This window comes from Escherichia sp. E1V33, assembly GCF_004211955.1.
Taxonomy (GTDB): domain Bacteria; phylum Pseudomonadota; class Gammaproteobacteria; order Enterobacterales; family Enterobacteriaceae; genus Escherichia.
Genome location: NZ_RHJI01000013.1, coordinates 94,987 through 120,279, shown reverse-complemented (window position 1 = coordinate 120,279; position 25,293 = coordinate 94,987). Strand labels below are relative to the sequence as shown.

Annotated in this window: 17 protein-coding genes; 7 read left to right on the top strand and 10 right to left on the bottom strand. The window is 51.1% G+C overall.

What is annotated here, in order from left to right:
• A partial coding sequence (locus D9742_RS23470) for a glutamate decarboxylase (RefSeq protein WP_032336594.1) occupies positions 1-113 on the bottom strand: 113 nt, incomplete at its 3' end.
• Between the two features lie 499 nt (positions 114-612).
• On the opposite strand from D9742_RS23470, the gene D9742_RS13935 reads away from it, so the two are divergent.
• Positions 613-2,262: an alpha,alpha-trehalase gene (locus D9742_RS13935; protein ID WP_130237292.1), complete on the top strand. Its 1,650-nt coding sequence runs from the start codon at positions 613-615 to the stop codon at positions 2,260-2,262.
• Positions 2,263-2,312: 50 nt separating this feature from the next.
• On the opposite strand, the gene D9742_RS13930 is transcribed toward D9742_RS13935, so the two are convergent.
• Positions 2,313-2,915, bottom strand: coding sequence for a response regulator transcription factor (locus tag D9742_RS13930; RefSeq protein ID WP_130237291.1), 603 nt, complete (start codon positions 2,913-2,915; stop codon positions 2,313-2,315).
• A 515-nt stretch (positions 2,916-3,430) separates the two neighbouring features.
• Here D9742_RS13930 and D9742_RS13925 point away from each other — a divergent pair.
• The 3 genes from D9742_RS13925 to D9742_RS13915 all read left to right on the top strand — a co-directional run bounded on the left by D9742_RS13925 (position 3,431) and on the right by D9742_RS13915 (position 7,125).
• Positions 3,431-4,330 (top strand): LysR family transcriptional regulator, encoded by a 900-nt coding sequence (locus D9742_RS13925; protein WP_205712874.1) that lies wholly within the window; start codon positions 3,431-3,433, stop codon positions 4,328-4,330.
• Between the two features lie 48 nt (positions 4,331-4,378).
• A complete protein-coding gene (gene yhjD / locus D9742_RS13920) occupies positions 4,379-5,392 on the top strand; it encodes an inner membrane protein YhjD (protein ID WP_130237289.1) in 1,014 nt (337 codons plus the stop codon).
• Between the two features lie 410 nt (positions 5,393-5,802).
• Positions 5,803-7,125, top strand: coding sequence for an MFS transporter (locus D9742_RS13915; RefSeq protein WP_130237288.1), 1,323 nt, complete (start codon positions 5,803-5,805; stop codon positions 7,123-7,125).
• 234 nt (positions 7,126-7,359) lie between these two features.
• On the opposite strand, the gene D9742_RS13910 is transcribed toward D9742_RS13915, so the two are convergent.
• Entirely contained in the window at positions 7,360-9,420 is a 2,061-nt protein-coding gene (locus D9742_RS13910) for an AsmA family protein (RefSeq protein WP_130237287.1), read from the bottom strand.
• A gap of 68 nt (positions 9,421-9,488) precedes the next feature.
• Positions 9,489-10,256, bottom strand: coding sequence for a cyclic-guanylate-specific phosphodiesterase (gene pdeH / locus D9742_RS13905; RefSeq protein ID WP_130237286.1), 768 nt, complete (start codon positions 10,254-10,256; stop codon positions 9,489-9,491).
• A gap of 232 nt (positions 10,257-10,488) precedes the next feature.
• Between pdeH and kdgK the strand changes: the two genes are divergently transcribed.
• The 3 genes from kdgK to D9742_RS13890 all read left to right on the top strand — a co-directional run bounded on the left by kdgK (position 10,489) and on the right by D9742_RS13890 (position 14,747).
• The gene (kdgK, locus tag D9742_RS13900; RefSeq protein WP_130237285.1) at positions 10,489-11,418 is read left to right on the top strand and encodes a 2-dehydro-3-deoxygluconokinase; all 930 of its coding nucleotides are present in this window, start codon (positions 10,489-10,491) and stop codon (positions 11,416-11,418) included.
• Positions 11,419-11,512: 94 nt separating this feature from the next.
• Complete coding sequence (locus D9742_RS13895; protein ID WP_130237284.1) at positions 11,513-12,718, top strand: DUF3142 domain-containing protein; 1,206 nt, start codon at positions 11,513-11,515, stop codon at positions 12,716-12,718.
• Entirely contained in the window at positions 12,705-14,747 is a 2,043-nt protein-coding gene (locus D9742_RS13890) for a hypothetical protein (RefSeq protein ID WP_130237283.1), read from the top strand. The genes D9742_RS13895 and D9742_RS13890 overlap by 14 nt, the downstream gene beginning before the upstream one ends.
• On the opposite strand, the gene D9742_RS13885 is transcribed toward D9742_RS13890, so the two are convergent.
• The 6 genes from D9742_RS13885 to bcsZ all read right to left on the bottom strand — a co-directional run bounded on the left by D9742_RS13885 (position 14,725) and on the right by bcsZ (position 25,292).
• The gene (locus tag D9742_RS13885; RefSeq protein ID WP_130237282.1) at positions 14,725-15,255 is read right to left on the bottom strand and encodes a hypothetical protein; all 531 of its coding nucleotides are present in this window, start codon (positions 15,253-15,255) and stop codon (positions 14,725-14,727) included. The genes D9742_RS13890 and D9742_RS13885 overlap by 23 nt on opposite strands.
• A 219-nt stretch (positions 15,256-15,474) precedes the next feature.
• Positions 15,475-16,971 carry a pitrilysin family protein gene (locus D9742_RS13880; protein WP_130237281.1) on the bottom strand — a complete coding sequence of 499 codons (1,497 nt, stop codon included), beginning with the start codon at positions 16,969-16,971 and terminating at the stop codon, positions 15,475-15,477.
• A 219-nt stretch (positions 16,972-17,190) separates the two neighbouring features.
• Positions 17,191-18,477, bottom strand: a complete 1,287-nt coding sequence (dctA, locus tag D9742_RS13875; protein WP_130237280.1) for a C4-dicarboxylate transporter DctC — start codon at positions 18,475-18,477, stop codon at positions 17,191-17,193.
• Positions 18,478-18,659: 182 nt separating this feature from the next.
• Positions 18,660-20,648 (bottom strand): biofilm formation regulator HmsP, encoded by a 1,989-nt coding sequence (hmsP, locus tag D9742_RS13870; RefSeq protein ID WP_130237279.1) that lies wholly within the window; start codon positions 20,646-20,648, stop codon positions 18,660-18,662.
• A gap of 82 nt (positions 20,649-20,730) precedes the next feature.
• Complete coding sequence (bcsC, locus tag D9742_RS13865; protein WP_130237278.1) at positions 20,731-24,204, bottom strand: cellulose synthase complex outer membrane protein BcsC; 3,474 nt, start codon at positions 24,202-24,204, stop codon at positions 20,731-20,733.
• Complete coding sequence (gene bcsZ, locus D9742_RS13860; RefSeq protein ID WP_130237294.1) at positions 24,186-25,292, bottom strand: cellulose synthase complex periplasmic endoglucanase BcsZ; 1,107 nt, start codon at positions 25,290-25,292, stop codon at positions 24,186-24,188. The genes bcsC and bcsZ overlap by 19 nt, the downstream gene beginning before the upstream one ends.
• Position 25,293 lies beyond the last annotated feature (1 nt).

Sequence of the window (25,293 nt, the reverse complement as noted above, 5' to 3'; positions counted from 1 at the left end):
CGCATTTCATGCAGCGGAAAACGTTTTGATTCCGCGATAGTAGAAATTGCCTTCGCGCCAAAACGCGAGTCGAGTAGTTCTGAGCGGAAATCCGTTAACAGCTTCTGGTCCATTTCGAACTCCTTAAATTTATTTGAAGGCAATAAAAAAGTAGGATTTATCTGTAATGGGCGCAAGGAGTTACGGGTATAATTTAAATAACAAAATCCTAAGCATGAAATTGATTTATCTATATAACAAGCTAACACCAATAATATTTACAACAGAAATCACCAGATTAATTTTAAATATATATTTAAGGAATCCTGTTATTTATTTTAATTACCAAAAAGAGTTTACTTTCTTCTGCATTCTTACACAGAGAACCGCTACTCTTATTTGTAATAACAGCGATACATCTGCTTTTATCATGGGGTAACGTGAATGTTCCGAAAATGAAATTTTACAGAAAAACGTTTATCTCTCATTCTCTTTGTATATTAAAGAGTTATATTTTTTGACACATTAATAAACGTGATCTGCCGCACACTTTGTCCCCCATCGACCGTAGCGAATGACTACTCTTAAAGGAAAGCCCGATAATTAGAGACGAATTTCGGAGGTCGGATCCTTATGCTCAATCAGAAAATTCAAAACCTTAATCCAGATGAACTGATGATCGAAGTCGATCTCTGTTATGAGCTGGATCCGTATGAATTAAAACTGGATGAGATGATGGAGGCAGAGCCAGAACCCGAGATGATTGAGGGGCTACCCGCCTCTGATGCGCTGACCCCTGCCGATCGTTATCTCGAACTGTTCGAGCATGTCCAGTCGGCGAAAATTTTCCCTGACAGCAAAACCTTCCCCGACTGTGCCCCAAAAATGGACCCGCTGGATATCTTAATCCGCTATCGTAAAGTGCGCCGTCATCGCGATTTCGACTTACGCCAGTTTGTTGAAAAGCATTTCTGGCTGCCGGAAGTCTACTCCAGCGAGTATGTATCAGATCCGCAGAACTCACTGAAAGAGCATATCGACCAACTATGGCCGGTGTTAACCCGCGAACCCCAGGATCATATTCCCTGGTCTTCCCTGCTGGCGCTGCCACAATCGTACATTGTACCAGGGGGCCGTTTTAGCGAAACCTACTACTGGGATTCCTATTTCACCATGCTGGGGCTGGCGGAGAGCGGGCGTGAGGATTTACTGAAATGCATGGCCGATAACTTCGCCTGGATGATAGAAAACTATGGTCATATCCCCAACGGCAACCGCACCTATTATTTGAGCCGCTCACAGCCACCGGTTTTTGCGTTGATGGTGGAGCTATTTGAAGAAGATGGTGTGCGCGGCGCACGCCGTTACCTTGATCATCTAAAAATGGAATATGCCTTCTGGATGGACGGCGCGGAATCACTGATTCCGAATCAGGCCTATCGACATGTTGTGCGGATGCCGGACGGCTCCCTGCTCAACCGTTATTGGGATGACCGCGACACGCCGCGTGATGAGTCCTGGCTTGAAGATGTGGAAACCGCGAAACACTCCGGCCGCCCGCCTAACGAGGTGTATCGCGATTTACGTGCGGGCGCGGCATCTGGCTGGGATTACTCATCACGCTGGCTTCGTGACACGGGCCGTCTGGCGAGCATTCGCACCACCCAGTTCATCCCCATCGACCTTAATGCTTTCCTGTTTAAACTGGAGAGCACCATTGCCAACATCTCGGCGCTGAAAGGTGAGAAAGAGACAGAAGCGCTGTTCCGCCAGAAGGCCAGCGTCCGCCGCGATGCAGTTAACCGCTATCTCTGGGATGATGAAAACGGCATCTATCGCGATTACGACTGGCGGCGCGAGCAGTTAGCCCTCTTTTCCGCTGCCGCTATTGTGCCATTATACGTGGGCATGGCGAACCACGAACAGGCAGACCGCCTGGCAAACGCCGTACGTAGCCGTTTACTGACGCCGGGAGGGATTCTGGCGAGCGAGTATGAAACCGGTGAACAGTGGGATAAACCCAACGGCTGGGCGCCATTGCAGTGGATGGCGATTCAGGGATTTAAAATGTACGGCGATGACTATCTGGGTGATGAAATCGCGCGTAGCTGGCTGAAAACGGTGAATCAGTTCTACCTGGAACACCACAAACTGATCGAGAAATACCATATTGCCGATGGCATTCCCCGTGAGGGCGGCGGAGGAGAATATCCGTTGCAGGATGGATTTGGCTGGACCAACGGTGTGGTACGGCGCCTGATTGGTTTATACGGCGAGCCGTAATATTTTTACAGCCAGCCACTAACAACCTGCTGGCTATAAAATTACCCTCTTCAGGAGGCGATATTTAACATCATCGCCGCCTGAGTGCGGTTTTTCACTTCCAGACGGCGGTAAAGCGATTCAAGATGTGCTTTAACCGTTCCGGTACTAATATTTAACGCCCTGCCGATCTCTTTATTTGATTCACCTGCCGCCAGCATAGTTAAAATTTCCCGCTGGCGGGCGCTTAGCGATTTGAGGTCTTTTGTGTCTTTTTCCGGTGTAGTTCGCCAGTCTCCGGGCAGAAACATCATTCCCAGCACCGCGCTATTTACCGCCAACGCAAACGTCTCGACGGCTGAATCACGCGGTACAATTGCCATCACGTTAAAATGGATAACTTCCTGTAACCATCGTTTGCTGCAATCTGTCGCCGTTATCAACACTTTAACATCCGGAAATTGCACTACGGTTTTTTGCAGTAACCAGTAGCAAAACTCACCATCCTGATCACCATCAAGCATGACTAAGGCTTCAGGGGAGCTTTCCAGCTTTTGCCACAGTTCATCTGCCTGATCGACGCCCTGAATACTCACTCCTGGAATACGCTGTTGTAAGCTGATTTTCATTCCGTGAATAAATATTGACTGCCTGTCAAACATGATTATATGCATTACTGAATCTCCACCTGGATACATTAAAACTCTTAAGTAGGGGAAGGGTATTACCCGAAAGGCAAAATAAGAATTCGCCATTTGGCGGTGGCCATTCTACAGATATGCAATGTGGAAAATAGTTACCGATATAAATAGTTACAGCTGATAGCCTGAAATTACATGTCGAGGGCACTATTTAAAACATTTTTGAGGAAATCCTTATATTTTCGTCTGACAGGCATTCAAATAAACCGTGATTTTCGCGAGAGCTAGCTAAATACCTGACCGTAAAACGATTAAATTGCGCACGAATAGCCAATACTTCATTTACTACTTTGCAGGAAATTGCTGAAAAGACAGCCTTTCAAGCATCAATTTTCCTTTCCAGTGAAGCTAATCAGCCATTTCCTTCTAAAAAACATCGGTATTAATCATTACTACATTGTGAAACCTTGCATTAGATGCTAGAAAAAACAATAAATAATGCGATATACGCATTACTGTTTCGCTGTGAACAACAATCGGTCAAAGAAATGGATAAAATTCACGCAATGCAGTTGTTCATCAAGGTCGCTGAGCTGGAAAGTTTTTCCCGCGCAGCGGATTTCTTTGCATTGCCAAAGGGAAGTGTTTCGCGCCAGATACAGGCACTGGAACATCAGCTTGGCACCCAGTTGCTGCATCGCACTACGCGGCGGGTCAAACTTACCCCCGACGGCATGACCTATTACCAACGGGCGAAAGATGTGTTGAGTAATCTCAACGAACTGGACGGCCTGTTTCAGCAGGATACCACCAGCATCAGCGGCAAATTACGCGTCGATATCCCGCTCGGAATTGCGAAAAACCTGTTGCTGCCGCGCCTGCCAGAATTTCTTCATCAGTACCCAGGGATTGAACTGGAATTAAGTAGCAGTGACCGAGCGATTGATATTCTTCGTGATGGCTATGATTGCGTGATGCGCACGGGCTCGTTGTCCGACGAGGGCATCATTACCCGCCCTCTCGGCAAACTGACGATGGTCAACTGTGCCAGCCCGCACTACCTGACGCGTTTTGGTTATCCGCAAAGTGTGGACGATCTGACTTCGCACGCGGTGGTGCATTACACGCCGCATTTGGGCGCGCATCCATTAGGTTTTGAGGTTGCCACCAGTAATGGCGTTCAGTGGTTTAAGTCCGGCGGCATGTTGACGGTAAACAGCAGCGAAACCTATCTCGCCGCCGGCCTGGCGGGTCTGGGTATCATTCAGATCCCCCGCGTCGCCGTACGTGAAGCCCTACGCGCCGGGCGGCTTATTGAAGTGTTGCCCAACTACCGCGCCGAGCCGCTATCCATTTCTCTGGTTTATCCCCAGCGTCGGGAGCTTTCCCGCCGTGTAAATCTGTTTATGCAGTGGCTGGCTGGCGTAATAAAAGAGCACCTGGACTGACCGACTATACTTTTTAAGACAGACAACGACAGAAGGACTAAAGAGCGGATGACGCAGGAAAACGAGATCAAACGTCCCACCCAGGATCTGAAGCACGAGCCAATTAAACATCTGGATAATAGCGATAAAGGCAGCAAAGTCAGTCAGGCGTTGGAAACCGTCACCACCACTGCCGATAAAGTCCAACGTCAACCCATCATCGCGCACCTGATACGCGCGACAGAACGCTTCAATGATCGGCTGGGTAACCAGTTTGGTGCGGCTATCACCTATTTCTCGTTTTTATCGATGATCCCGATTTTGATGGTGTCGTTTGCCGCAGGGGGCTTTGTGCTGGCATCCCATCCGATGCTGCTACAGGATATCTTCGACAAAATTCTACAAAACATCAGCGATCCGACACTGGCGGCCACATTGAAAAACACCATCAACACCGCCGTTCAGCAGCGTACTACCGTAGGGCTTGTCGGCCTGGCAGTGGCGCTTTATTCCGGGATAAACTGGATGGGAAATTTGCGTGAAGCAATTCGCGCTCAATCGCGTGATGTTTGGGAACGTTCACCGCAAGATCAGGAGAAGTTTTGGGTTAAGTATCTACGTGATTTTATTTCGCTGATTGGTTTATTGATTGCGCTGATTGTCACGCTTTCAATAACTTCCGTTGCCGGTTCTGCGCAGCAAATGATTATTAGCGCTCTGCATCTTAACAGCATTGAGTGGCTGAAACCGACGTGGCGGTTGATTGGCCTGGCGATTTCTATATTCGCCAACTATCTGCTTTTCTTTTGGATCTTCTGGCGGTTGCCGCGCCACCGTCCGCGCAAAAAAGCCCTGATTCGCGGAACATTCCTTGCTGCTATTGGTTTTGAAGTTATTAAAATCGTGATGACCTACACCCTGCCATCGCTGATGAAATCCCCCTCTGGCGCAGCGTTTGGTTCCGTGCTGGGGCTGATGGCGTTTTTCTACTTCTTCGCTCGTCTGACGCTGTTTTGCGCGGCGTGGATTGCCACCGCCGAATACAAAGACGACCCGCGAATGCCGGGGAAAACGCAGCCTTAAAATATGCCGGATGCGGCGTAAACGCCTTATCCGGCCTACGAATTTATTCGGCCTGGCTCCCCGTAGGCCGGATAAGATGCGCCAGCATCGCATCCGGCTATAATGCGCACATAACCTCTTGAAACTCTTCCCCTGAGCCTCTTCAACCATCTATTCGGGAGCAAACAATTTCATTCCAACTCATAACCCCAGCATATAAATCCAGTTGGTAACTTTTATTTAACCTGAAACCAGTTTTATCCACCATTTATGAAATTGTGTGAAGCATTTCATAGAAGAAAAATCACTAGCCTAAACATTATCCCCTTTTTGCCTGGTTTTTAACCTTTTCCGCGATTTGTTACACATTGAAATATCACTTTTGCTGTGCGTAATATGGCTATTCGTTAGCCAAAAAATAAGAAAAGATTATGCAAGCAACAGCCACAACACTCGACAACGAGCAAGAATACACGCCGATAAACTCGCGTAATAAAGTCCTTGTTGCCTCCCTCATTGGCACAGCCATTGAGTTCTTCGACTTCTACATTTACGCCACTGCGGCTGTTATTGTGTTCCCGCATATCTTCTTCCCGCAGGGCGATCCCGCAGCGGCAACGCTACAGTCGCTCGCCACCTTCGCCATCGCTTTCGTCGCACGCCCAATCGGTTCTGCCGTATTTGGTCATTTCGGCGATCGCATTGGGCGTAAAGCGACGCTGGTCGCCTCTTTGCTGACGATGGGGATTTCGACGGTAGTTATTGGTCTGCTGCCAGGCTATGCCACGATTGGTATTTTCGCCCCGCTGCTGCTGGCGCTGGCTCGATTTGGTCAGGGTCTGGGATTAGGCGGTGAATGGGGTGGCGCAGCGCTGCTGGCAACCGAGAACGCGCCGCCGCGTAAACGTGCGCTGTACGGCTCCTTCCCACAGCTGGGCGCACCGATTGGCTTCTTCTTTGCTAACGGCACTTTTCTGCTGCTTTCCTGGCTTTTGACTGACGAGCAGTTTATGAGCTGGGGCTGGCGCGTGCCGTTTATCTTCTCGGCGGTGCTAGTAATTATCGGCCTGTATGTTCGCGTGTCGCTGCATGAGTCGCCGGTGTTTGAGAAAGTCGCAAAAGCGAAAAAACAGGTGAAGATCCCGCTGGGTACGCTGCTGACCAAACACGTACGCGTCACCGTACTTGGCACCTTTATCATGCTGGCGACCTACACGCTGTTTTACATCATGACTGTCTACTCAATGACCTTTAGTACCGCCGCCGCGCCAGTTGGGCTTGGCCTGCCGCGTAATGAAGTGCTGTGGATGCTAATGATGGCAGTAGTTGGTTTTGGCGTGATGGTGCCAGTAGCCGGATTGCTGGCCGACGCCTTTGGGCGCCGTAAAAGCATGGTGATCATCACGACGCTTATCATCCTGTTCGCGCTGTTCGCCTTTAATCCACTGCTTGGTTCTGGCAATCCGATTCTGGTTTTTGCCTTCCTGCTGCTGGGGTTAAGTCTGATGGGGCTGACCTTCGGACCGATGGGCGCACTGCTGCCAGAGCTGTTCCCGACAGAAGTGCGTTACACTGGGGCATCGTTCTCTTACAACGTATCGTCGATTCTCGGGGCTTCTGTTGCGCCATATATCGCGGCCTGGTTGCAGACTAACTACGGGTTAGGTGCGGTAGGGTTATATCTGGCAGCGATGGCTGGTTTGACGTTAATCGCCCTGCTGCTGACCCATGAGACGCGACATCAGTCGTTGTAAGTATCGTGCGGGCTGCCACCCTCACCCCAGCCCTCTCCCTGAAAGGGAGAGGGAGAAAAGCGGAGCGAGATGTTATATCGCGAACATAACAGCCCCTCGACCAGACAGTAAATGCAAAGGTGGTGCTCGTAGTTTCAACACGCACAAAACAGTCCCCTCGCCCCTTTGGGGAGAGGGTTAGGGTGAGGGGAACACGCTGCTCCCAAACTCACCAGCAAACACAATCCAACCCCATCACTTCTTCATCTGCGACAAAATCGTCCGGCACTGATTAGCCTCCCCTTCGGAAGGTGAGATCAGCGCCAGTAACGCCGCAGCCGGTGTTACCAGCGTTGCCAGTGCCGCCGCAACAGCACCTCGGGCAATCAACGGCCCGGCTTTCACCCCAGCCTGCGGATTTTTAAACGTCCCACGCACATACAGCGGCGAACGCAGCGTAATAATCCGAATCCCTTTACTCTCAGGATCGATAGTCAAATCAAGCTGTTCCGAAGCAAAACTTGCCGTGCCGGTAACATTAATCAACGCGTTCTCAGTATCAAAAGCAAAAATCTGCGGACGCGCCACGCCGTTGGCAATATTCAGATTTGCTGCCGCGCAGTTCACCCGCACCTCATCATCACCGAAAATCGCACCGACAATGTAGTTACCGACGTTCAGCCCAACAATCTCCATAAGGTTGCGGCTCACCAGCCCGTCATTCATCAACAGTTTCAGGTTACCGTTACTGTTCCCCAAAAGCGCCGCCACAGAGTTACCGCTACCGCGTAGTTCCGCGTCACCGTTCATTTCCCCCAGCGTTTTTTGCATCAGTTCCACATCTGGCATTAGCTCTTTCAGTTTCAGCCGACGGGCCTGAATATCCGCCCGCCCTTGCATCGGCTTTTTATCGCCTTCCAGATGAATATTCGCCGCAATGCTACCGCCCGCCATACCAAATTTCAGCGGTTGTAGGCGTAGGTCAGCGTTTTTGAGGATGATATGGGTAGAAAGATCGCTAATCGGCAGGCTGCTGCCATGCTCGATACGACGGCCTTTGAATCGAACATCTGCATCCATGACGTCCCATTTATCGGTTTCGAAGCGGTCATACGGCAGCACTTTGCCCGCTGGCTGAACGCTTTTTTCGCCCTTCTTCTGTTCCGACCGTTTTGACTTTTCCGCCCCTCTACCGGAATCAACGCCAATCAACGGTCCCAGGTCCGCCAGCCGTAATTGCCGCGACTCGACATCACCTTCCAGTTTTGGTCGTGGCTTGCCGGTGGTGTAGACCAGAGAACCGTGGATATCGCTATCGCCAATTCGCCCATTAAAGCCGCGATAATCAAAGACCGACGATTTTTCAGTGTCGATTTTCGCTACCAGCCGACCATCCGTTTCAAACGGCGGGGTATCGGGCAGCAGAACGCCCGTCAGTTCATAGAGATCACCCAGTGAATCGCCAGAAAATTTAAGCCGTAAATCGACACCGCCCATCTTCATTGGGTCATTCACGACGCCATCAAAAGCAACACGGGTATTACCTGAACGGAAATCAGCCTGTACCGGAAACGGCGTCCCTTCGCCACGCAGCGCCAGCATACCGCCTATTTTTCCCGTACCAGTGAGCGGTTCACCGTTATAACGTCCCTGCGCCTTCAGGCCAAAAACGTAATCGCCCACCTTTTCTTTATCCGCTTTACCTTTCGATCCAGTAGCTTCGCTGAACGGCAGTGGCTTGCCTAACGGATCGACAAAAATTTCCAGATCCGCTTTGCTTACTTTGTCATCAATGGCGATCCGCCCTTGATCGAAAAGAATATTATCCAGCCGAAACGACCATGCCGAAGGCATTGCATCCGCGTCTTTGTTGTCATCGCTGGCGAGATTAAAGGTCCAGTTGTTGTTCTTTTCTGAGAGTCGAATGAGGCGTGCGTCGGGCTTTTCCAGTTTGATCCACGGTAGCCAGACTGTTTTGGTCAGCAGCGCCAGAGGGGCCAGCGTTGCTTCTACCCGTGGCAGATGCACCATTGTGACTTCGGGAATGTCTGGCGGATTGCCGAGAATGATGTCCTCTGCATGTACATGGGGCCACGGTACCCAGCTGCGCCAGCCGGTTTCCTGTTTCTGCCGCTCCCACACCACGCCCAGATCGCCACGAATAGCGAACGGGCGATTCAGCTCCGCAGAGACTTTCTGGTTGATGGTCGGTTTGAGCCGATTCCAGTCAAAAGTCGCAATCAAAATGATCGCCACGACGAGCAACAACAAGAAAGCCCCTGAAATCGCGGCGGTTATTTTGCCTGCCTTGCTCATAGTTCGCTTCCTCATATTCTTCCTGGGCCAGTCCTAAAGATAGTCCAGCCAGGCGGAAAATGAGGCGGCTACATCACCAGAGCCACCGTATCCAGCGTTTCTATCGGTGCCGGACGCGAAAGAAACCAGCCTTGTGCCGCGAATGCGGGAGAGTTCTGTACATCGCGCCACTCCTCCTGCGTTTCCACACCTTCGACGATCACTCCGCGACAATAGCGATTCATCAAATGCAAAAGCTGCGAAAAGAGCGTGCGGCCTTCCGGCGACTGGCGCAGCATCACAAACAGTTCGCGAGCGATTTTAATGTAGTCATAACGGACTTCACTTAGCGCGGAGAAATTTGCCATCCCGGTGCCAAAATCATCAAGCCATAGCGGACCAAATTCGCACAACGAGGCAAAGGTTGAATCTTTCGGCAGGCGGATATGTTCTACCAGTTCAAAACGCAGCCAGGGAAGACGGTCAATCTGACGCAGAATTTCCGGCTGCTGACGTAGGGCGAGAAGTGTCGGGCCATCAATATTAACCGATGCCAGCAGGCCATGCTCAACAAAGAACACGGCTTTTTGCGCCAGCAAATCAATCTGTTCTTTCACCACATCCATACGATGTCTGATGGTGATTTCAGCAAAATAACGATCCGGCGGCAGTCGTTGCGAAGGCTCCTCGGGATGAGTAACGACCGTTAATAGCTCTACGGCCATCAACCGGCCGGATGTCTGGTAAATCGGTTGCCAGGTGTAAGCACGTTCACACTGCAACCAAAAGCGTCGTTCCTGCAAGCTTTCGATACTTGCTTCAGGATGGCTTATTCGCTGAATAACCTGCCTTATCATCGAAGATGTCCTGTGTTTAAAAGTGATGCTGCCCGGACTCGACAAGTGTTATCGGCGCACAACGCCAGAACTTTACCGCCCGAAGCGGCTAAATTTGCCCGTCCTGCGGCGAAATCTTCCAGGAATACGTTCTGGCTCAAAAAAATAATGGAACAGTGTTTTAATATAGTTGACCAGCAAACCACCACAGCGCAAACTAACGCTAATTTTTTTACAGATCAGGTTCACGACTATGTCCAAAAAGATTGCCGTGATTGGCGAATGCATGATTGAGCTTTCCGAGAAAGGCGCAGACGTTAAGCGCGGTTTCGGCGGCGATACCCTGAACACCTCCGTCTACATCGCCCGTCAGGTCGACTCTACGGCATTAACAGTTCATTACGTGACTGCGCTGGGAACGGACAGTTTTAGTCAGCAGATGTTGGACGCCTGGCACGGCGAGAACGTCGATACTTCCCTGACCCAGCGGATGGAAAATCGCCTGCCGGGGCTTTACTACATTGAAACCGATGACACTGGCGAACGTACGTTTTACTACTGGCGTAACGAAGCTGCGGCCAAATTCTGGCTGGAGAGCGAGCAGTCAGCGGCGATTTGTGCAGAGCTGGCGAAATTCGATTATCTCTACCTTAGCGGGATTAGCCTGGCGATCTTAAGCCCAACCAGCCGCGAGAAGCTGCTTGCCCTGCTGCGCGAATGCCGCGCCAATGGTGGAAAAGTGATTTTCGACAATAACTACCGTCCGCGCCTGTGGGCCAGCAAAGAAGAGACGCAGCAGGTGTATCAGCAAATGCTGGAATGCACGGACATCGCCTTCCTGACGCTGGATGACGAAGATGCACTGTGGGGTCAACAGCCGGTGGAAGACGTCATTGCACGTACCCATAACGCGGGCGTGAACGAAGTTGTGGTGAAACGCGGGGCAGATTCTTGCCTGGTGTCCATTGCAGGTGAAGCGTTAGTTGATGTTCCTGCGGTGAAACTGCCGAAAGAGAAAGTGATCGACACCACCGCTGCGGGTGACTCTTTCAGCGCCGGGTATCTGGCGGTACGTCTGACAGGCGGTAGTGCGCAAGAGGCCGCGAAACGTGGGCATTTGACTGCAAGTACCGTTATTCAGTATCGCGGCGCGATTATCCCGCGTGAGGCAATGCCAGCGTAATTGTGTGTGGCGGAGAACGGGTAGATATTCGTTCTCCGTTAATCGTTTCAACAGTATACTATTACCCTGTTGATAATCGTTATGCTGTGACAATATGCCATTTTGCAAAAGGATTTTTGCAGTTTCACTTCTTCTGATCGGCCTGGGCTACGGGCTGCATATTTTATTTACCCCTTCACAACCGCTTCGCTTTGATCAGCAAGTCTATATCTGGCAACGCGTCTGGACAGCAGAACATAACGAGGCACTAAAACGAAGCCGCCCACTTTTCTCTACTCTACGCATACTTGGGATGCAATTTCACCCGCAGGAAGGCATCCGACACTTTACGGTTAATACTTCACTTATTAAGCAAGATGGTCGCCCGGTCTGGCTGGTCGCGCGACTCGATGGTCAGCTTACACGACTTAATAACCAGCAAATTATCCAGCATATTCAACAGACCCTACGTGAGTGGCAAAAGGCAGGTATTACGCTGGTAGGTGTGGAAATTGATTATGACGCGCCAACAGCAAAACTGGAGGAATATCTGATACTACTTAGTAAGTTACATCAGACGCTTCCTACAAATATAAAACTTAGCATTACCGCCCTGCCTACCTGGCTTGAATCACCACATCTCGCCCGATTATTGCGCATTGCGGACACTTCAGTTTTGCAGGTACATAACGTGCTATCGCCCGAAAAAGGCCTGTTAGATGATAGTCTGGCGCAGCGTTGGGTAAAGCAATATGCCAGGCAAACCACGCATCCTTTTTTCATCGCATTACCCGCTTACGGTTCCGCGCTCACCAGTGATAATCGCGTCGAGAGTGAGGCTCCGTTATACGTTGCCGAAGAGATGCGTGAATTAAGTGTGTCGCCGCAAACAATTGCCGATTTCATTCAATATTTAGAACAGCAACCACCGCGTGGATTACAGGGGTTGGTATGGTTTCGGCTACCGCTAGCAGGCGATCGTCGCGCCTGGTCACTGACGACGCTGGAAGCCGTGATTCAGCATCAACCGCTGACCCCACGCTGGTCGTTAATGATTGCTCAACATGCAGACGAGCAGCTTTTTGATCTGGCCATTAAAAACAGCGGCGAAATTGATGCGCCGTTGCCGAAACAAATAATGCTACCCAATGCAGATTGTCTATTCGCTGATGGAGCCAGCCACTATCAGGTGCAACCTGGCTCATCCAGCCTGAATTTTGTGAGAGGAAGCGCCAGACAACTGCGCGCCGGAGAAAGCAGTCCGCTGGGATGGGCGCGCTGCAATCAAAAACTCCAGGGAGAGTTCAATGTTATCCCCTAAAATATCGCGGCTTTCCGTTGTTGTATTTCTCTCGCTAATTAGCGCCAACGTTAATGCCTGTGGACCATTTATTCCTAATCATCTGTTAACTGACCGCAATAGCGCAATGCTGGAAATGCCAAATGGCAGTTTTGTCTTTGAAGTACAACTGTTGGCTAATCGCGATCCTGGTTTACCAATATGGCATGAAAATACGCCCGATGAGGCAACACAGACAAATACAGATGATGATGCTGAACCTCCTGTACAAAATCGGTCACTGGAAATCGAGCAAAAATTGCAGCAACCATTATCTAATGCGCAGAGGCTTTATTATTCAGGAGCTAAGGATTTTCATCAGGGAAAATACGATAGCCCTTACTTTCAGCAATTATTAGCCTTGCCGAAAACAGAGCAAGGAGAATGGCGACTGGCTGCGCTATATAGTCTGGCAAGGGGGGGATTTGATGCCACTGATGACAATCTCGATCTTATAATCAATAAAGGCGGATTTAATCAGGTACTTGCTGAGCAGGCCATACAGCGTTATCAGCAAATCATTGAAGAAGTCCGTAGTGGAGAAGCCGATCCTGAACTGCTCTCTCTCGCCAGTCTCGGTCAGATTGGGCATTATTATCTGAGAAAAGGTGATGTCGCTGCAGCAGTAAAAATTTATGCCCGGCAAGCGGCCCAGGGTTCGCCCACCGGGAAAACTTCGCTGCGGATGATTTCGCTGTATATAACCAGGGAGAAAAACTTACCACTGCTGGAGTCGGTTATTGATGATCCGCTGGTACAGCAACTGGTAATCGCAGAGCTCTTTATTCGTCAAGACTGGGGATATGACAGCGAAGCCTGTACTAAAGACCTTGTAGATTATACCTGTCCAACGCATCGCGACCGTTTAATTAAGTTGCTAAGTCAACACAGAGTGAAAGGGTTTAGTTATAGCGATCGACTTGCAGCGCTGGCGTATCGGGCAGGAAATTATTCGTTAGCACAAATGCTATTGCAGGATGCGCCAGAAAGTGGCTTAAGCGAATGGTTAAAAGCAAAACTGGCATTACGAGCCGGAGATATTCCACTGGCAACGCGTCACTATGCTCGCGCAGCCCCGCAGTTCCCTGCCGATGAAGTCTGGGGAAGTATGGACCCGCAAAGCCCTTATTACCATGCCGATAAAGTTACCGTCCCCTCTTGCCGTATTGCCAGTGAGCAAGCGATTTTGGCATTAAAACGCGATGATTATCTTCAGGCGACCGCATTGTTTTACCAGGCCAAAGATCTCTATTGGGCCGATTTAGCCTGGGTGGCAGAAAACGTTTTGACCTTGTCGGAGTTACAGGCGTTTGTTGAAAAAAACGTACCGGTACCTCAGCACCCTTTAAAACCTGTAGATTTAAACAATAGCAGTTACGGTTATTATATTTCGCCAGATATCATTCCAACAGATGTTAAATTACGAGCACTATTAGGGAGACGATTAATTCGTCATGGCCAGTACCAGCAGGCCATCAATTGGTTTGATATTCCCAATTATCGCCAGGCCGCACAAAAACTGGCTGATTTAATGGCGATAGCAAAAAATAAAAATATCCCTGATAAGCAACGCGCGCAGGCGCAATATGAAGCTGCGCGACTTTTGCGTTTCAGTGGTATCGAATTGGTGGCTTATGAAATGTATCCCGATTATGCCATTTCCAGTGGGCAGTATTCAGAACCTTTTGAATACAGCAATAACGATTACTGGATAAGTCGTAAAGAAAAACAACGTATTCGCCACGCAATCCCCACCGCTGATGATCATTTTTTGCATTATCGCTGGCAGGCTGCGGAATGGGCCGGACAATCTGCCGATTTACTTCACCCTAAAACCCAGGCATGGGCTGCCGTGTTATGCCATGCTGCAAGTTGGGTCAGATATCTTGATCCAGAAACCGGTGCATTAATTTATCAACGCTACGTAAAAAACGGTAAAGCTTTTGACTGGGCTGCGCATTTTGGTCGTGATTGTCCGGAACCAGTGTTTAAGAAGGATCTGAAGAAATAACCTTGCAGAAGTGAGAAGGGCTACCCTTTCGGACTGGTGAAAACTGCTGACGCATATCATTCAAACTACGCGTAAATTTAAGCGGATTCTCGCCTTTGATTTCAACTGTGACGAAAATATCGCCATTGTTGTTAAAAAAGTTAAAATAATAGTCATGCTGGTGTCGACGGTTAGTTTTAAATTGACGAAATGACAAATAGCACCGTTCGTCATAGGTAATCAAAAAATCATTTTCCCCGTACCCATTTACCATCTTGTTTTTTACGTTACCCTCGAAGAGAACAGAATACTTATCTCTGTCAGCAAATAATTCGGCATCCGTTTCTCGGTTGATCGTGTTTACACTAACACCAAATTCTATTTTTATTTTTTCTTTACTGATACTGTCTTTTGTATCGACATAAATGTTATTCGCATTCCAGAATAAGAGGAAGTTTTTGTTACAGGAATAGAGGCCAGTTAAGCAGAGTACGATTATTAGCAAGAATAGTATGGCTTTGTAGCGCATTTACATTCCTTTCAGTATGTTACGTTCAAAAAGTAACTTCCTTTCCTTTATATAAGCCACAGCAATAATTAAACCCACTCTACGGTAAGCTTATTTTAATAATGAAGGATTATCTGCACGCTACCGCCGTGCCAGGAAAAATATCAGCGGGTATATAACGGTAACTTATTCATTACCGTTAATCCCGGCAGCGTAGAAAAAACGCTGCCGGGTTATTTATTACTGCGCGGGTGGAATATCCGAAACTTCAGGATGGACGTCATCCGTGGCTACGGATGTCGTCACAGCCGCAGTCGATGGGGCCATGATTTGATCCCATGCGGCCTGCAACTCTTTCATGTTAAATTCCGGCTCACCTTTCGGCTGCAACAGAATTAACGCCATGTCGTTCGACAGTTGCTGACGCAGATCCTGATTTAACATCTCCACCGTCAGGCTGTTAAGGAAATCCTGGCGCAGTTTCTGATATTGCTCCGGCGCGATATCGACGACCTGATTTTGCAACGAACGCATCCGCTGGCCCATCAGAATATCGGTATCAGCTCGCGCATAGGCGGCAAACAGTTTCTGCAGCTCCAGTTTCTTTTGCGCCACTAACGCATTGAACTCCTCTTCCGGCAGGCCTTTATCGCGAACCTTCGCCAGTTCACGCGCCACCAGATTAAGGTTGCTGTTCAGTTTGTCGTTTGGCGACTCAATGTTAATGGCGCATTGCGCACGCAGATACAGCACACGACAGTCAAATCCAAGACCGATGTCTTTGCTGTTATTGGCGCTTAATGCTTGCTGAACGTGCCAGAACAGCGCCTCACGGGCCAGGTCCGCGCGCCAGTAGCGCAGCAGTGCGGCTGATTCACGAATCGGCTGCCACGGCGTATCCCACATGATGGATAACCGGTCCTGACGCACCGCGTCGGTCATTATACTCACCGCTTCCGCACGCAGCGGAGAAAGCGTCGGCACCGGAGCCGGTGTTTCACGTTTGCCTTTCAGTTCGCCAAACGTTTTGTTGATTTGGTCGACAACCGAACGCGCATCAACGTTCCCCACCACCAGCAGCGTCATTGCATCCGGGGTGTACCATTTCTGGTAGAAATCTTTAATCTTTTCCGCTTCAACGGGTTGTTTCAGCGGATCGGCAGGATCGTGACCTAACAAGGTTGATCCTTTCAGACGATAACGCCACCAGCCCTCTTTAGTATCGGCAGGCCAGGTTGCCACCATATCCTGACTTTGCAGCGCATGGTTGATGGTTTCTGGCGTGATGGTCAGTTTGCCACTGGCATTTGCCAGATAAGAGAGCGCCTCTTTCAGCAAGTCGTTGCGATTATTTGGCAAACTAAGATTAAACAGCGTGGTGTCATAAGAGACGATTACCGGCGGCATCGGACGCTTAGGGTCGATACCCTGTTGCCACAATGAACGCGCCTGCGCTGCTTCAAGGCCACCGCTTTGTGTCAGCGCAATGCGGGGAATAGCATGACTGTAACCGCTCTGTTGTGTACTTTCGGCGAGCGAACCGGTATTAACCAGCAGGCGAATTTCAACACGATCGCTGGGACGCTGGGGCGTGGTTAGCACTTGCCACTGTAAACCGTTGGAGAGCGTCCCCTGTTGCCATGCTGGATCAGGCTGGAGCGCATCTGCCTGCACATAGCCAGCAGTGGCCATCATCAGCAAACCGCCCGCTAAAAGTCGAATTTTTGTGCCCTGCATGTGAACCCCTGATCAACTATCCTGGTAATAAAAAACTGCCCGTTGTCGGTCAGTCTAAATGACATTAAAAACACTTCGTGTTAGACCGCAAGAATATGAAAATGTCACGGAAGAAGTGAAATAAACCTGAACTCACCCAGGTGGTAAGTTCAGGCACAGGGGCCAATTATGCGCAAACACCCGCACTCGGGGAAGGGAGTGCGGGCATAAGTGGTGAGATTAAGAGGATAATTCGTGCGTTTTGCCTTCCGGCGCACGATTATTCAGCACATCGTCCAGTTTTTTGTGGTCCAGTTCTTTCACCCACTTAGCAACGACAATGGTCGCTACGCCGTTACCGACCAGGTTAGTCAGCGCGCGGGCTTCTGACATAAAGCGGTCGATACCGAGGATCAGCGCCAGACCCGCTACCGGCAAATGGCCTACGGCTGAAAGTGTCGCCGCCAGCACGATAAAACCACTGCCCGTTACCCCTGCCGCCCCTTTAGAAGAAAGCAGCAACACGATTAACAGCGTGATTTGGTGGACGATATCCATCTGACTGTTAGTGGCCTGGGCGATAAATACCGCCGCCATCGTCAGGTATATCGATGTGCCATCAAGGTTAAACGAGTAGCCTGTCGGGATGACCAACCCCACCACCGATTTCCGGCAGCCGAGTTTTTCCATCTTGTCGAGCATACGTGGCAGCGCCGATTCGGAAGACGATGTTCCCAACACAATCAGCAGTTCTTCACGGATGTAGCGGATAAATTTGAAGATACTGAAACCGGTCGCTTTAGCGATTGAACCCAGTACCAGCACCACAAACAGGATACAGGTGATGTAGAAGCAGATAATAAGCTGCCCCAGCTGCACCAGTGTGCCGACACCGTATTTACCGATGGTAAACGCCATCGCCCCGAACGCCCCAATCGGTGCCAGGCGCATGATCATATTGATGATGCCGAAGATGACCTGCGAGAAACTTTCGATAACGTTAAAAATCAGCTGGCCTTTGCTGCCCAGACGATGCAGCGCAAAACCAAACAGTACGGCAAACAGCAGCACCTGCAGGATGTTACCGCTGGCAAATGCGCCAATGACGCTCGCCGGGATGACGTCCATAATGAAGGCGACAATCCCCTGGTCTTTCGCCTGCGCGGCATAAACGGCTACCGCTTTCGCATCCAGACTCGCCGGATCGACGTTCATTCCAGCACCAGGCTGTAAGACGTTAACGATAATAAGACCAATAATCAGCGCGATGGTACTGACAATTTCAAAGTAAAGCAGTGCGACTGCGCCGGTACGACCGACCGCCTTCATGCTTTCCATGCCCGCAATGCCAGTGACGACGGTACAAAAGATGACAGGAGCGATGATCATCTTAATGAGCTTAACGAAACCGTCGCCAAGCGGTTTCATTTGCTCGCCTATTTCAGGGTAGAAATGGCCAAGGAGAATACCAATGGCTATCGCTGTCAGGACCTGAAAGTAAAGGCTTTTAAACAGAGAGGTTTTCATAGGGTGTCCTTTTGTAAAACCACAGGTCTTGTAAGGTTATGGGGTACCTGCGGCCTTAAAATAACACCCAGACAACATCACAGAAATGTACCTGGATCATAATTGAAACAAAAAGGTTAAAAAGTTTGAGCTGGCTCGCACAAACCAGCACTTTTTAAAGTTTTGTAATCAGTATGGGGTAGCTATTTATCTTCCAGGTAACTCTCTTCGAAGATTTCAACAGGAAGTGGACGAGCAAAAAGGAAGCCCTGGGCAATACCAACGCCCGCTTTTGCCAGCCAGTCGCGTTGCCCTTCTGTCTCCACGCCTTCGGCAATGATTTGCAGATTCAGGCTTTTCGCCAGCATGATAATCGCGGCAATCATGCTGCTATCTTCCGGCAAACCATCAACGAACATTTTGTCAATTTTCAAAACGTCCACCGGGAGAGATTTCATATGCTGCAACTGACGCAGCCCTGAATAGCCCATACCGAAATCATCCAGCGCCACCTGTACTCCGGCGTTGCGCAGCGGACGAAGGATTGCCACCGCCGCGTGAGGGTCATCCATGCGTCGGCTTTCTGTCACTTCCAGAATCAGCGTTCCTGGCTGGATACGATAGCGCGTTAGCAGTTCCAGCATATCCGTCACCATATTCGGGTGCATCAGTTGCAGGGCTGAGATGTTCACCGATAATGGCAGCATAATGTCGTGCTCCTGCCAGGCGGCAAGCAGTCGGCATGACTCTTCCAGCACCCAGTGACCGACGGTAACCATCAGTCCACAAGACTCAATACGATCAATTAACCCATCCGGTAGGTCCCAACTTCCATCCGGTTGCTGGATACGCAATAACACTTCCGCGCTGACTAATTTGCCGCTGGTTATCTCGACTTGAGGTTGTAACCAAATCGCAAATTTATGATTTTCAAGCGCATTAAGGATATCGCTCTCTTCTGTCAGCCGCTGTTGAGCGGCTTCCATCTGCTGCGGATCATAGAACTGAATCTGATTCTTCCCTTTATGACGAGCAGTAAACGCCGCAGAAATAGCACGACCATAAAGTTGTTCGGCGGTGATATCGCCATAGAACATCGCCACACCGATGCTACAGTGTGGGCGCAGTTGAATGCGATCAATCGGCAAACGCTCGCTCATGATAGTAAGCACTTGCTGACCTAAAGTAATAGCGTGCCACGGTTCCTGAACACCGTTGGCGATAACAGCGAAGTCATAGCCACTGACCTGCGCGAGAACCATGCGCGGCGACAGCACCGACTTGAGTTTTTCCACCAGCGTCAGTAGCAGGATTTCCCGCTGCGCCTCTTTCAGCACACCGGCGGTGTCACGCAGTGTTTCGCAGGTGATAATCATCAGCGCAGTAGTCTGTTTACGCGTCACCACCTGCTCCAGCATCTCCATCAGCAAGGCTTTGTTTGGCAAGTCCGACACTGGGAAGCGCATCGCGTTTTCGATCTGCTCTTCATAATGGCGCTGCAACAGTTGCTGGTTAAGGTTATAACTGCGCACCAGCATGCCTATTTCATCGTCCTGGTGCAGACGCGGCAACGCCAGCTGATGGCCGACAATCTCCTGCGGCGGAATGGCGTTAAGCTCACGGGCGATATTACGTAAAGGGTGCAAAATCAGCCGATTAATACACCAGCTAATCGCCACTGTCAGGATGAGTGACAAAAGTAAGTAAATGGTCACTAACGTGGAGAGCGTACTTATCACGAACTTGTACATGCGGAAGGAATCCGCCTGTAACACCAGATAAGCAATCGGTTGTGGGTTTGCCGGGCGCTCCAGAGAGTAGACACCCAGCGAGATTTGCACCGGTAGTTCGAGCAGTCGGGTAACCATTACCGGCACCGGGCGTTCAGGAATAAAACTTTTACGCAGCGCCTGGAACTGGTTAGGCAGCACCACATCTGCGCGGCTGACCACGCCCGCAGGTTTGATGCTGGAGAGAATGGCCTCCGCCTGGGGAATATCCCCCTTGAGAATGGCGGAGGATAAAGGTTCGCGGACAGAACGAGCAATGCTTTCCAGTTGCGTAGCCGTGTTATAGCGATTCTGCTGTACCAGGTGGAACAGCAAAACGGTGCAAAAAACAAAGACAAACACCAGGACAACGGCCGCCACCATTGCCATCTGCTTGATTGTTAACGAACGACTAACGCGCAAATTATCTCTCCCCCGGAAATCCCAGACTGCCGCCCGAGTATACCCGATCGCAGCGGCATTAAGAGAGGCGCTATCTGAAAACTTACCAGTCGGCGTAAGGTATCAGCGGCTGTGGCGGTAAATCCATATCGCCCTGCCATCCGGCGGCAGAATACCGCACGTAGAGCAGGAAATGGCTTGGCGCGTAATCTTTCGCCTGCTGGATATCAATCGCCGTGCCGACAAACCAGTTGGATGTGACGCGTCGTTCAAGTAACGCTCGCGCCGTATAGCCAAAGCCCTGGCTGCTGCCGCCGCCGTTGGTCTGGTCAGCGGCGTCCTCTTTCCAGTCAGTCGGAATCAGGTTCATCAGCGGATAACGCGGCATGGTTTTAGTGCGCGAGTGCGACCATGAGCCAGACGCGCCCAGCTCCCATGACCAGTTTTCCGTGCGCTCACGCCACATCACCGGTATGGCAAACGACAGATATTCCTGCGGGCTGTAGTAGCCGCCCTGCCCAAGTGAGTACCCACTCAGATCTTTGTCGTAATGCCAGATCATGTTGTTCAGGCCGATAGTGACGCGACGATTATTCTGGTTGATGACTTTATAGTAATAGCCCGTCATCCAGCGCACGCGCCAGTTGTCCTCGACATTTTTGCCGGTTAACTGGTCACCGCTAAGTGATGCCCAGACGCCATTTGCCTCACCTTTATCATAGCTCAGGCTTAACCCCACACCATCGGCACGTACGCCGCCCCATTTTTTCCCGGTATTGCTCGGGGAGTCTTTCTGTCCGCCGAAGGCCAGTAATGAACTGGAAATAGGTCGACGATGGGCGTTAACGGTGTAGCCAAGCGGGCCGATATCGTCGCTGTAACTGACGCCGCCGACCACGTCCACGACATTGAAGCCCATCGGCGTGGTGCCGATATCCCAACTCCAGACGTCATTTCGCCAGCCGACCGCCACGCTTGCGCCAGAATCCGACTGACTGCGATTGCCGCTACAGTCTTGTAACGTACAGGTCCCCCAGTTGTTGTCCCATGTGCCGTCGTCGTTGGTGGAGAAACTGCCGACATTCATATTGACGAAATCGCTGCGGAAGAACATTCGTCCGTCCGCATATGGCGCATCTACCTGCAACATGGTGGTGTGCGCTTTTAGATCGGAGTATCCGCCAGTACCGCTCGATCCCCAGTAATCATGCTCCAGGGTGACGTTAAGATCCTGCTGACGATAGAGGTCCGCCGCATCGCTACGTACGCCGCGTTTCAGCCAGTCATCTTTTTCATCATTACGCGTAAGACGAGTGAAGGTATCGTTATCCTGCGGACGCGTCGTGGTCACACCGGATGCGACCATCGCGTCTTTGTAGGTTTCCAGCGCCTGCTGCGGTTGCCCCGTTTGTGCTTCAAACCTTGCGCCGTCGCGCAGCGTCATCGCGCTTTCCATCGATGGTGGCTGGGATTTTGCTTGTGGGATGATTTTACTAAAGGTTTGCTGCGCCGCCGCAGTATCGCCAAGCTGCGCCTGCGTCAGCGCCACGCGCCGCTGAGTGTTCAGAGAGGCGTTATCGGTGGCGGGCAGTTTCGCCAGCTGACTGCGCGCCGCCGCTTTGTCGCCAGCAGCAATGTCCACTTCCGTCAATCCAAGAATGGCGTCGACGTTAGTTGGTTCGCGCGTCAGGACGTTCTGATAAGCCGCGCGGGCGGCGGTGTAATCGCGCCGTTGCTGCGCCCAGTCGGCCAGGGTGAGGTCAATGCGCGTAGAAGGCGGTTGCTGACGCAGCATCGCTTCCGCTTCGGCTTCTTTGCCGCTTTCACGCAGGCGATTGGCTGTTTCCAGCACCTGATCGCTTTGCAGTCGGTTCACCAGTTCATGAATATTGCTGTTCCACTGCGCGCGCGGCAGGCTGTTGATATGCGCCAGTGCCGCCCGGTCCTGATCGTGACCTGAGAGGTACAGCCCGTAAGCGTAAACCTGCTCCGGGTCGTTCGGCTTCTGTTGCGCCAGATTGCGCATGAGAGTATCAGCCTGGCTGCGTTGTCCGGCCTGCCAGAGATCCTGTGAAAGCCGGTAAGTAATCCACACGCTGCCGGGGTCCAGTGCCAGTCGTTGCCGCTGAAGTTCTGCTGCCTGCGCCCATTTGCCCTGTTTTTCCAGCGCTTCGGCCTGCTGTGACAAACGGTCGTTTTGCAGACTGCGTTCAATATCGTCAACGCTGCGCCGCTGGCTGGCAGAGAGCGAGGCAATAAATGCTTCAGCCTTTTCCGGCGATTGCTGGCGATAGAGATTCGCCAGACCGCGCACGGCGTTGGTATTGCCGCTGTCCATGCGCAGCGTATGCTGATAATAACGTTCGGCTGCGGGGTAATCTTTGCGCGCCATCGCCACATCGCCCAGCCCCAACACCGCGTAGCTGTCAGTATTATCTACATTGCGCGCCTGCTGGAATAACCGTTCCGCTTGATCAGGATTGTTTGCTTTAAGCGCGGCATCGCCCTGTTGGATCGCCAGCCAATAACGGTTCACTTTCAGCAGGCTGTTCCACTTATCGTTGTTACTACTATTCGGGTCCAGCGCGAGGGCTTTCTCCAGATTAGCCACCGCATTAGCGCGATCGCCTTTCTGGGAATACGCCTGGCCCAGCGCCCCTAGCGCTTCACTGTCTTTCGGGTTAGCACGCACCGCCAGTTGCAACTCGGGGATAGCTTTACCCGCCATGCCAGAGTCCACCGCCGCTAAACCTTGCGCACGGGCACGGAAAGCGGGATCGGCCAGTTGTTTTTGTTGTTCCGCCAGTTGTGATTGCGCTGCCGCTACGCTATCGCCATCGCTAAATACTGAGAGATATTTTTTCAGTGCCGACACACTGGCATCACTGACAGGCATGTCTTTAATCTGCCCGTACCAGATTTTAGAGGCCCCCTCGCGTCCGGCATTCGATTTCGCCATCTGTTCCAGTACGGCAAAACCTTCGTCACGGCGATCGCTGCTAAACAGCAATAGCGCCAGATTGTTTTGCAGGCCCGTATTGCCCGGCGTATTAGCATTAATGCGTTTTAGCTGGTTAATCGCTTCGCCACGGCGGGCCGGAATTTTCGCCACTGTACTCCAGTACTCGACGGCAATGTCACCTTCCGGCGGCGCCCCATTGAACAGTTTGTTGTAACCTGCCACGGCTTCTTCCGCATGTCCGGTGGTGGCCTGCAATCGTGCTTGTTGCAATGCCTGACGACCATCCGGCGTGGAAAGTAACATCGTCGTCCGCGACGATTTGTAAGCATTCGAACTCGGCGCTAATTGCGACAATCGGTCGAGTTGTTTTTGCGCCCCATCAACATCACCCTGCCGTAACAGAGAGCGAAAGCGGGCAGCAACGACGTCCGGGTTATTCGGATCGATAAGTTCCAGACGATACAGCGACTGCTGCACCAGGTCTTCGCGGTGAGTCGCTTCGCCAACTCGTACCTGCTCCAGTAACTGTTGCTGGGCGGTTGGCGCCGCCTCGACCATCGGCATCACAGCCAGACCGAGGGAAAGTGTGAGGATGTTTAGTGTGAATTTGCGCATTCCTGGCCCCAGTCAGGTAATAACTCACCTTTTGTCGAGAAGCGAAAACGGTGTTGATCCCAGCCTTGTCCGAACAGGGTCAGCACATAATTGTAATAGGCATCGCTGCCAGGAAAGTTATCTGCCACACGCTGGCGCTGTACAGCCTGCGCGTCACGGTCCTGAAGAAATGGCAACATAGCCGCAGAAAAGCCTACCGGCCCTTGACCTTGCGCTTTACCCGTAGCGACATCAACTTTCTCCGGCGGATAACCGTTCTTCTCAGTAAATGTCGCCATCGGTTTAAAGCGCGCTAACAGCCGTGCTTTTTGCGGATCAGTCTCTGGCATCATGCCGACCCACATATAAACGCGAATGGCGTCATAGCTGCTGATCAGCGTTTTTTCAGCTTTCAGCTGCCAGCCTTTATCTTTTTCATAACGCACCCAGTCAGGCGAAAAACCTTTCGGTGCCGTTTCCAGTAGCAAACGTTGATTCGTTTCGCGCAGCGTGGTCCAGGGCGCGCCAAAGCGAGTGAAATACTGTGCCAGCGTCGGTGGTAGATAACTCGGATTCAAACGCCAGGTGTTATTCTCGGCAAAGCCGACTTTTCCCGGTAACAGCATGGAACCCAGCCCCGGCACCGTCACCACTTCCTCTTGCGCAATGCGTTTTAATAATGCGCTGCCGATGTCGGTATAACGTTGTTCTTTCCACAAGCGGCCCGCCTCAAGCAACGACCAGGCCATCCAGATATCACCATCAGAGGCCGAATTGCTGTCCAGCACTTCCCACTTACTGTTCTCTTTTTTGCCCCACAGCCAGGCAGGCAAATGTTCGTTTAAGGAACCCTGAGCAAGATTGTTCTGGGTCCAGTCTAGTAGGTTGTCAAATGCCGCACGATCGTTAGCCGCCAGGGCAAAGAACATACCGTAGCTTTGCCCTTCAGAGGTGGTAATTTTGCGTGCGTCACTGGGGTCAATGACGCGCCCTTCCTGACTGATGTAATCCTTTTTAAACTGCTCCCAGGCAGGCCAGTTGCAGGCTGCCTGAACACTGAAGGCAGCCAACAGCAGCATCGTCAAGATCCCACTACACAAAACTTTCATC

Excerpts from the sequence above, each read along its gene's own strand:
- D9742_RS13935 (WP_130237292.1), top strand. The coding sequence starts at position 613 with ATGCTCAATCAGAAAATTCAAAACCTTAATCCAGATGAACTGATGATC.
- D9742_RS13930 (WP_130237291.1), bottom strand. The coding sequence starts at position 2,915 with ATGCATATAATCATGTTTGACAGGCAGTCAATATTTATTCACGGAATG.
- D9742_RS13925 (WP_205712874.1), top strand. The coding sequence starts at position 3,431 with ATGGATAAAATTCACGCAATGCAGTTGTTCATCAAGGTCGCTGAGCTG.
- yhjD (WP_130237289.1), top strand. The coding sequence starts at position 4,379 with ATGACGCAGGAAAACGAGATCAAACGTCCCACCCAGGATCTGAAGCAC.
- D9742_RS13915 (WP_130237288.1), top strand. The coding sequence starts at position 5,803 with ATGCAAGCAACAGCCACAACACTCGACAACGAGCAAGAATACACGCCG.
- D9742_RS13910 (WP_130237287.1), bottom strand. The coding sequence starts at position 9,420 with ATGAGCAAGGCAGGCAAAATAACCGCCGCGATTTCAGGGGCTTTCTTG.
- pdeH (WP_130237286.1), bottom strand. The coding sequence starts at position 10,256 with ATGATAAGGCAGGTTATTCAGCGAATAAGCCATCCTGAAGCAAGTATC.
- kdgK (WP_130237285.1), top strand. The coding sequence starts at position 10,489 with ATGTCCAAAAAGATTGCCGTGATTGGCGAATGCATGATTGAGCTTTCC.
- D9742_RS13895 (WP_130237284.1), top strand. The coding sequence starts at position 11,513 with ATGCCATTTTGCAAAAGGATTTTTGCAGTTTCACTTCTTCTGATCGGC.
- D9742_RS13890 (WP_130237283.1), top strand. The coding sequence starts at position 12,705 with ATGTTATCCCCTAAAATATCGCGGCTTTCCGTTGTTGTATTTCTCTCG.
- D9742_RS13885 (WP_130237282.1), bottom strand. The coding sequence starts at position 15,255 with ATGCGCTACAAAGCCATACTATTCTTGCTAATAATCGTACTCTGCTTA.
- D9742_RS13880 (WP_130237281.1), bottom strand. The coding sequence starts at position 16,971 with ATGCAGGGCACAAAAATTCGACTTTTAGCGGGCGGTTTGCTGATGATG.
- dctA (WP_130237280.1), bottom strand. The coding sequence starts at position 18,477 with ATGAAAACCTCTCTGTTTAAAAGCCTTTACTTTCAGGTCCTGACAGCG.
- bcsC (WP_130237278.1), bottom strand. The coding sequence starts at position 24,204 with ATGCGCAAATTCACACTAAACATCCTCACACTTTCCCTCGGTCTGGCT.
- bcsZ (WP_130237294.1), bottom strand. The coding sequence starts at position 25,292 with ATGAAAGTTTTGTGTAGTGGGATCTTGACGATGCTGCTGTTGGCTGCC.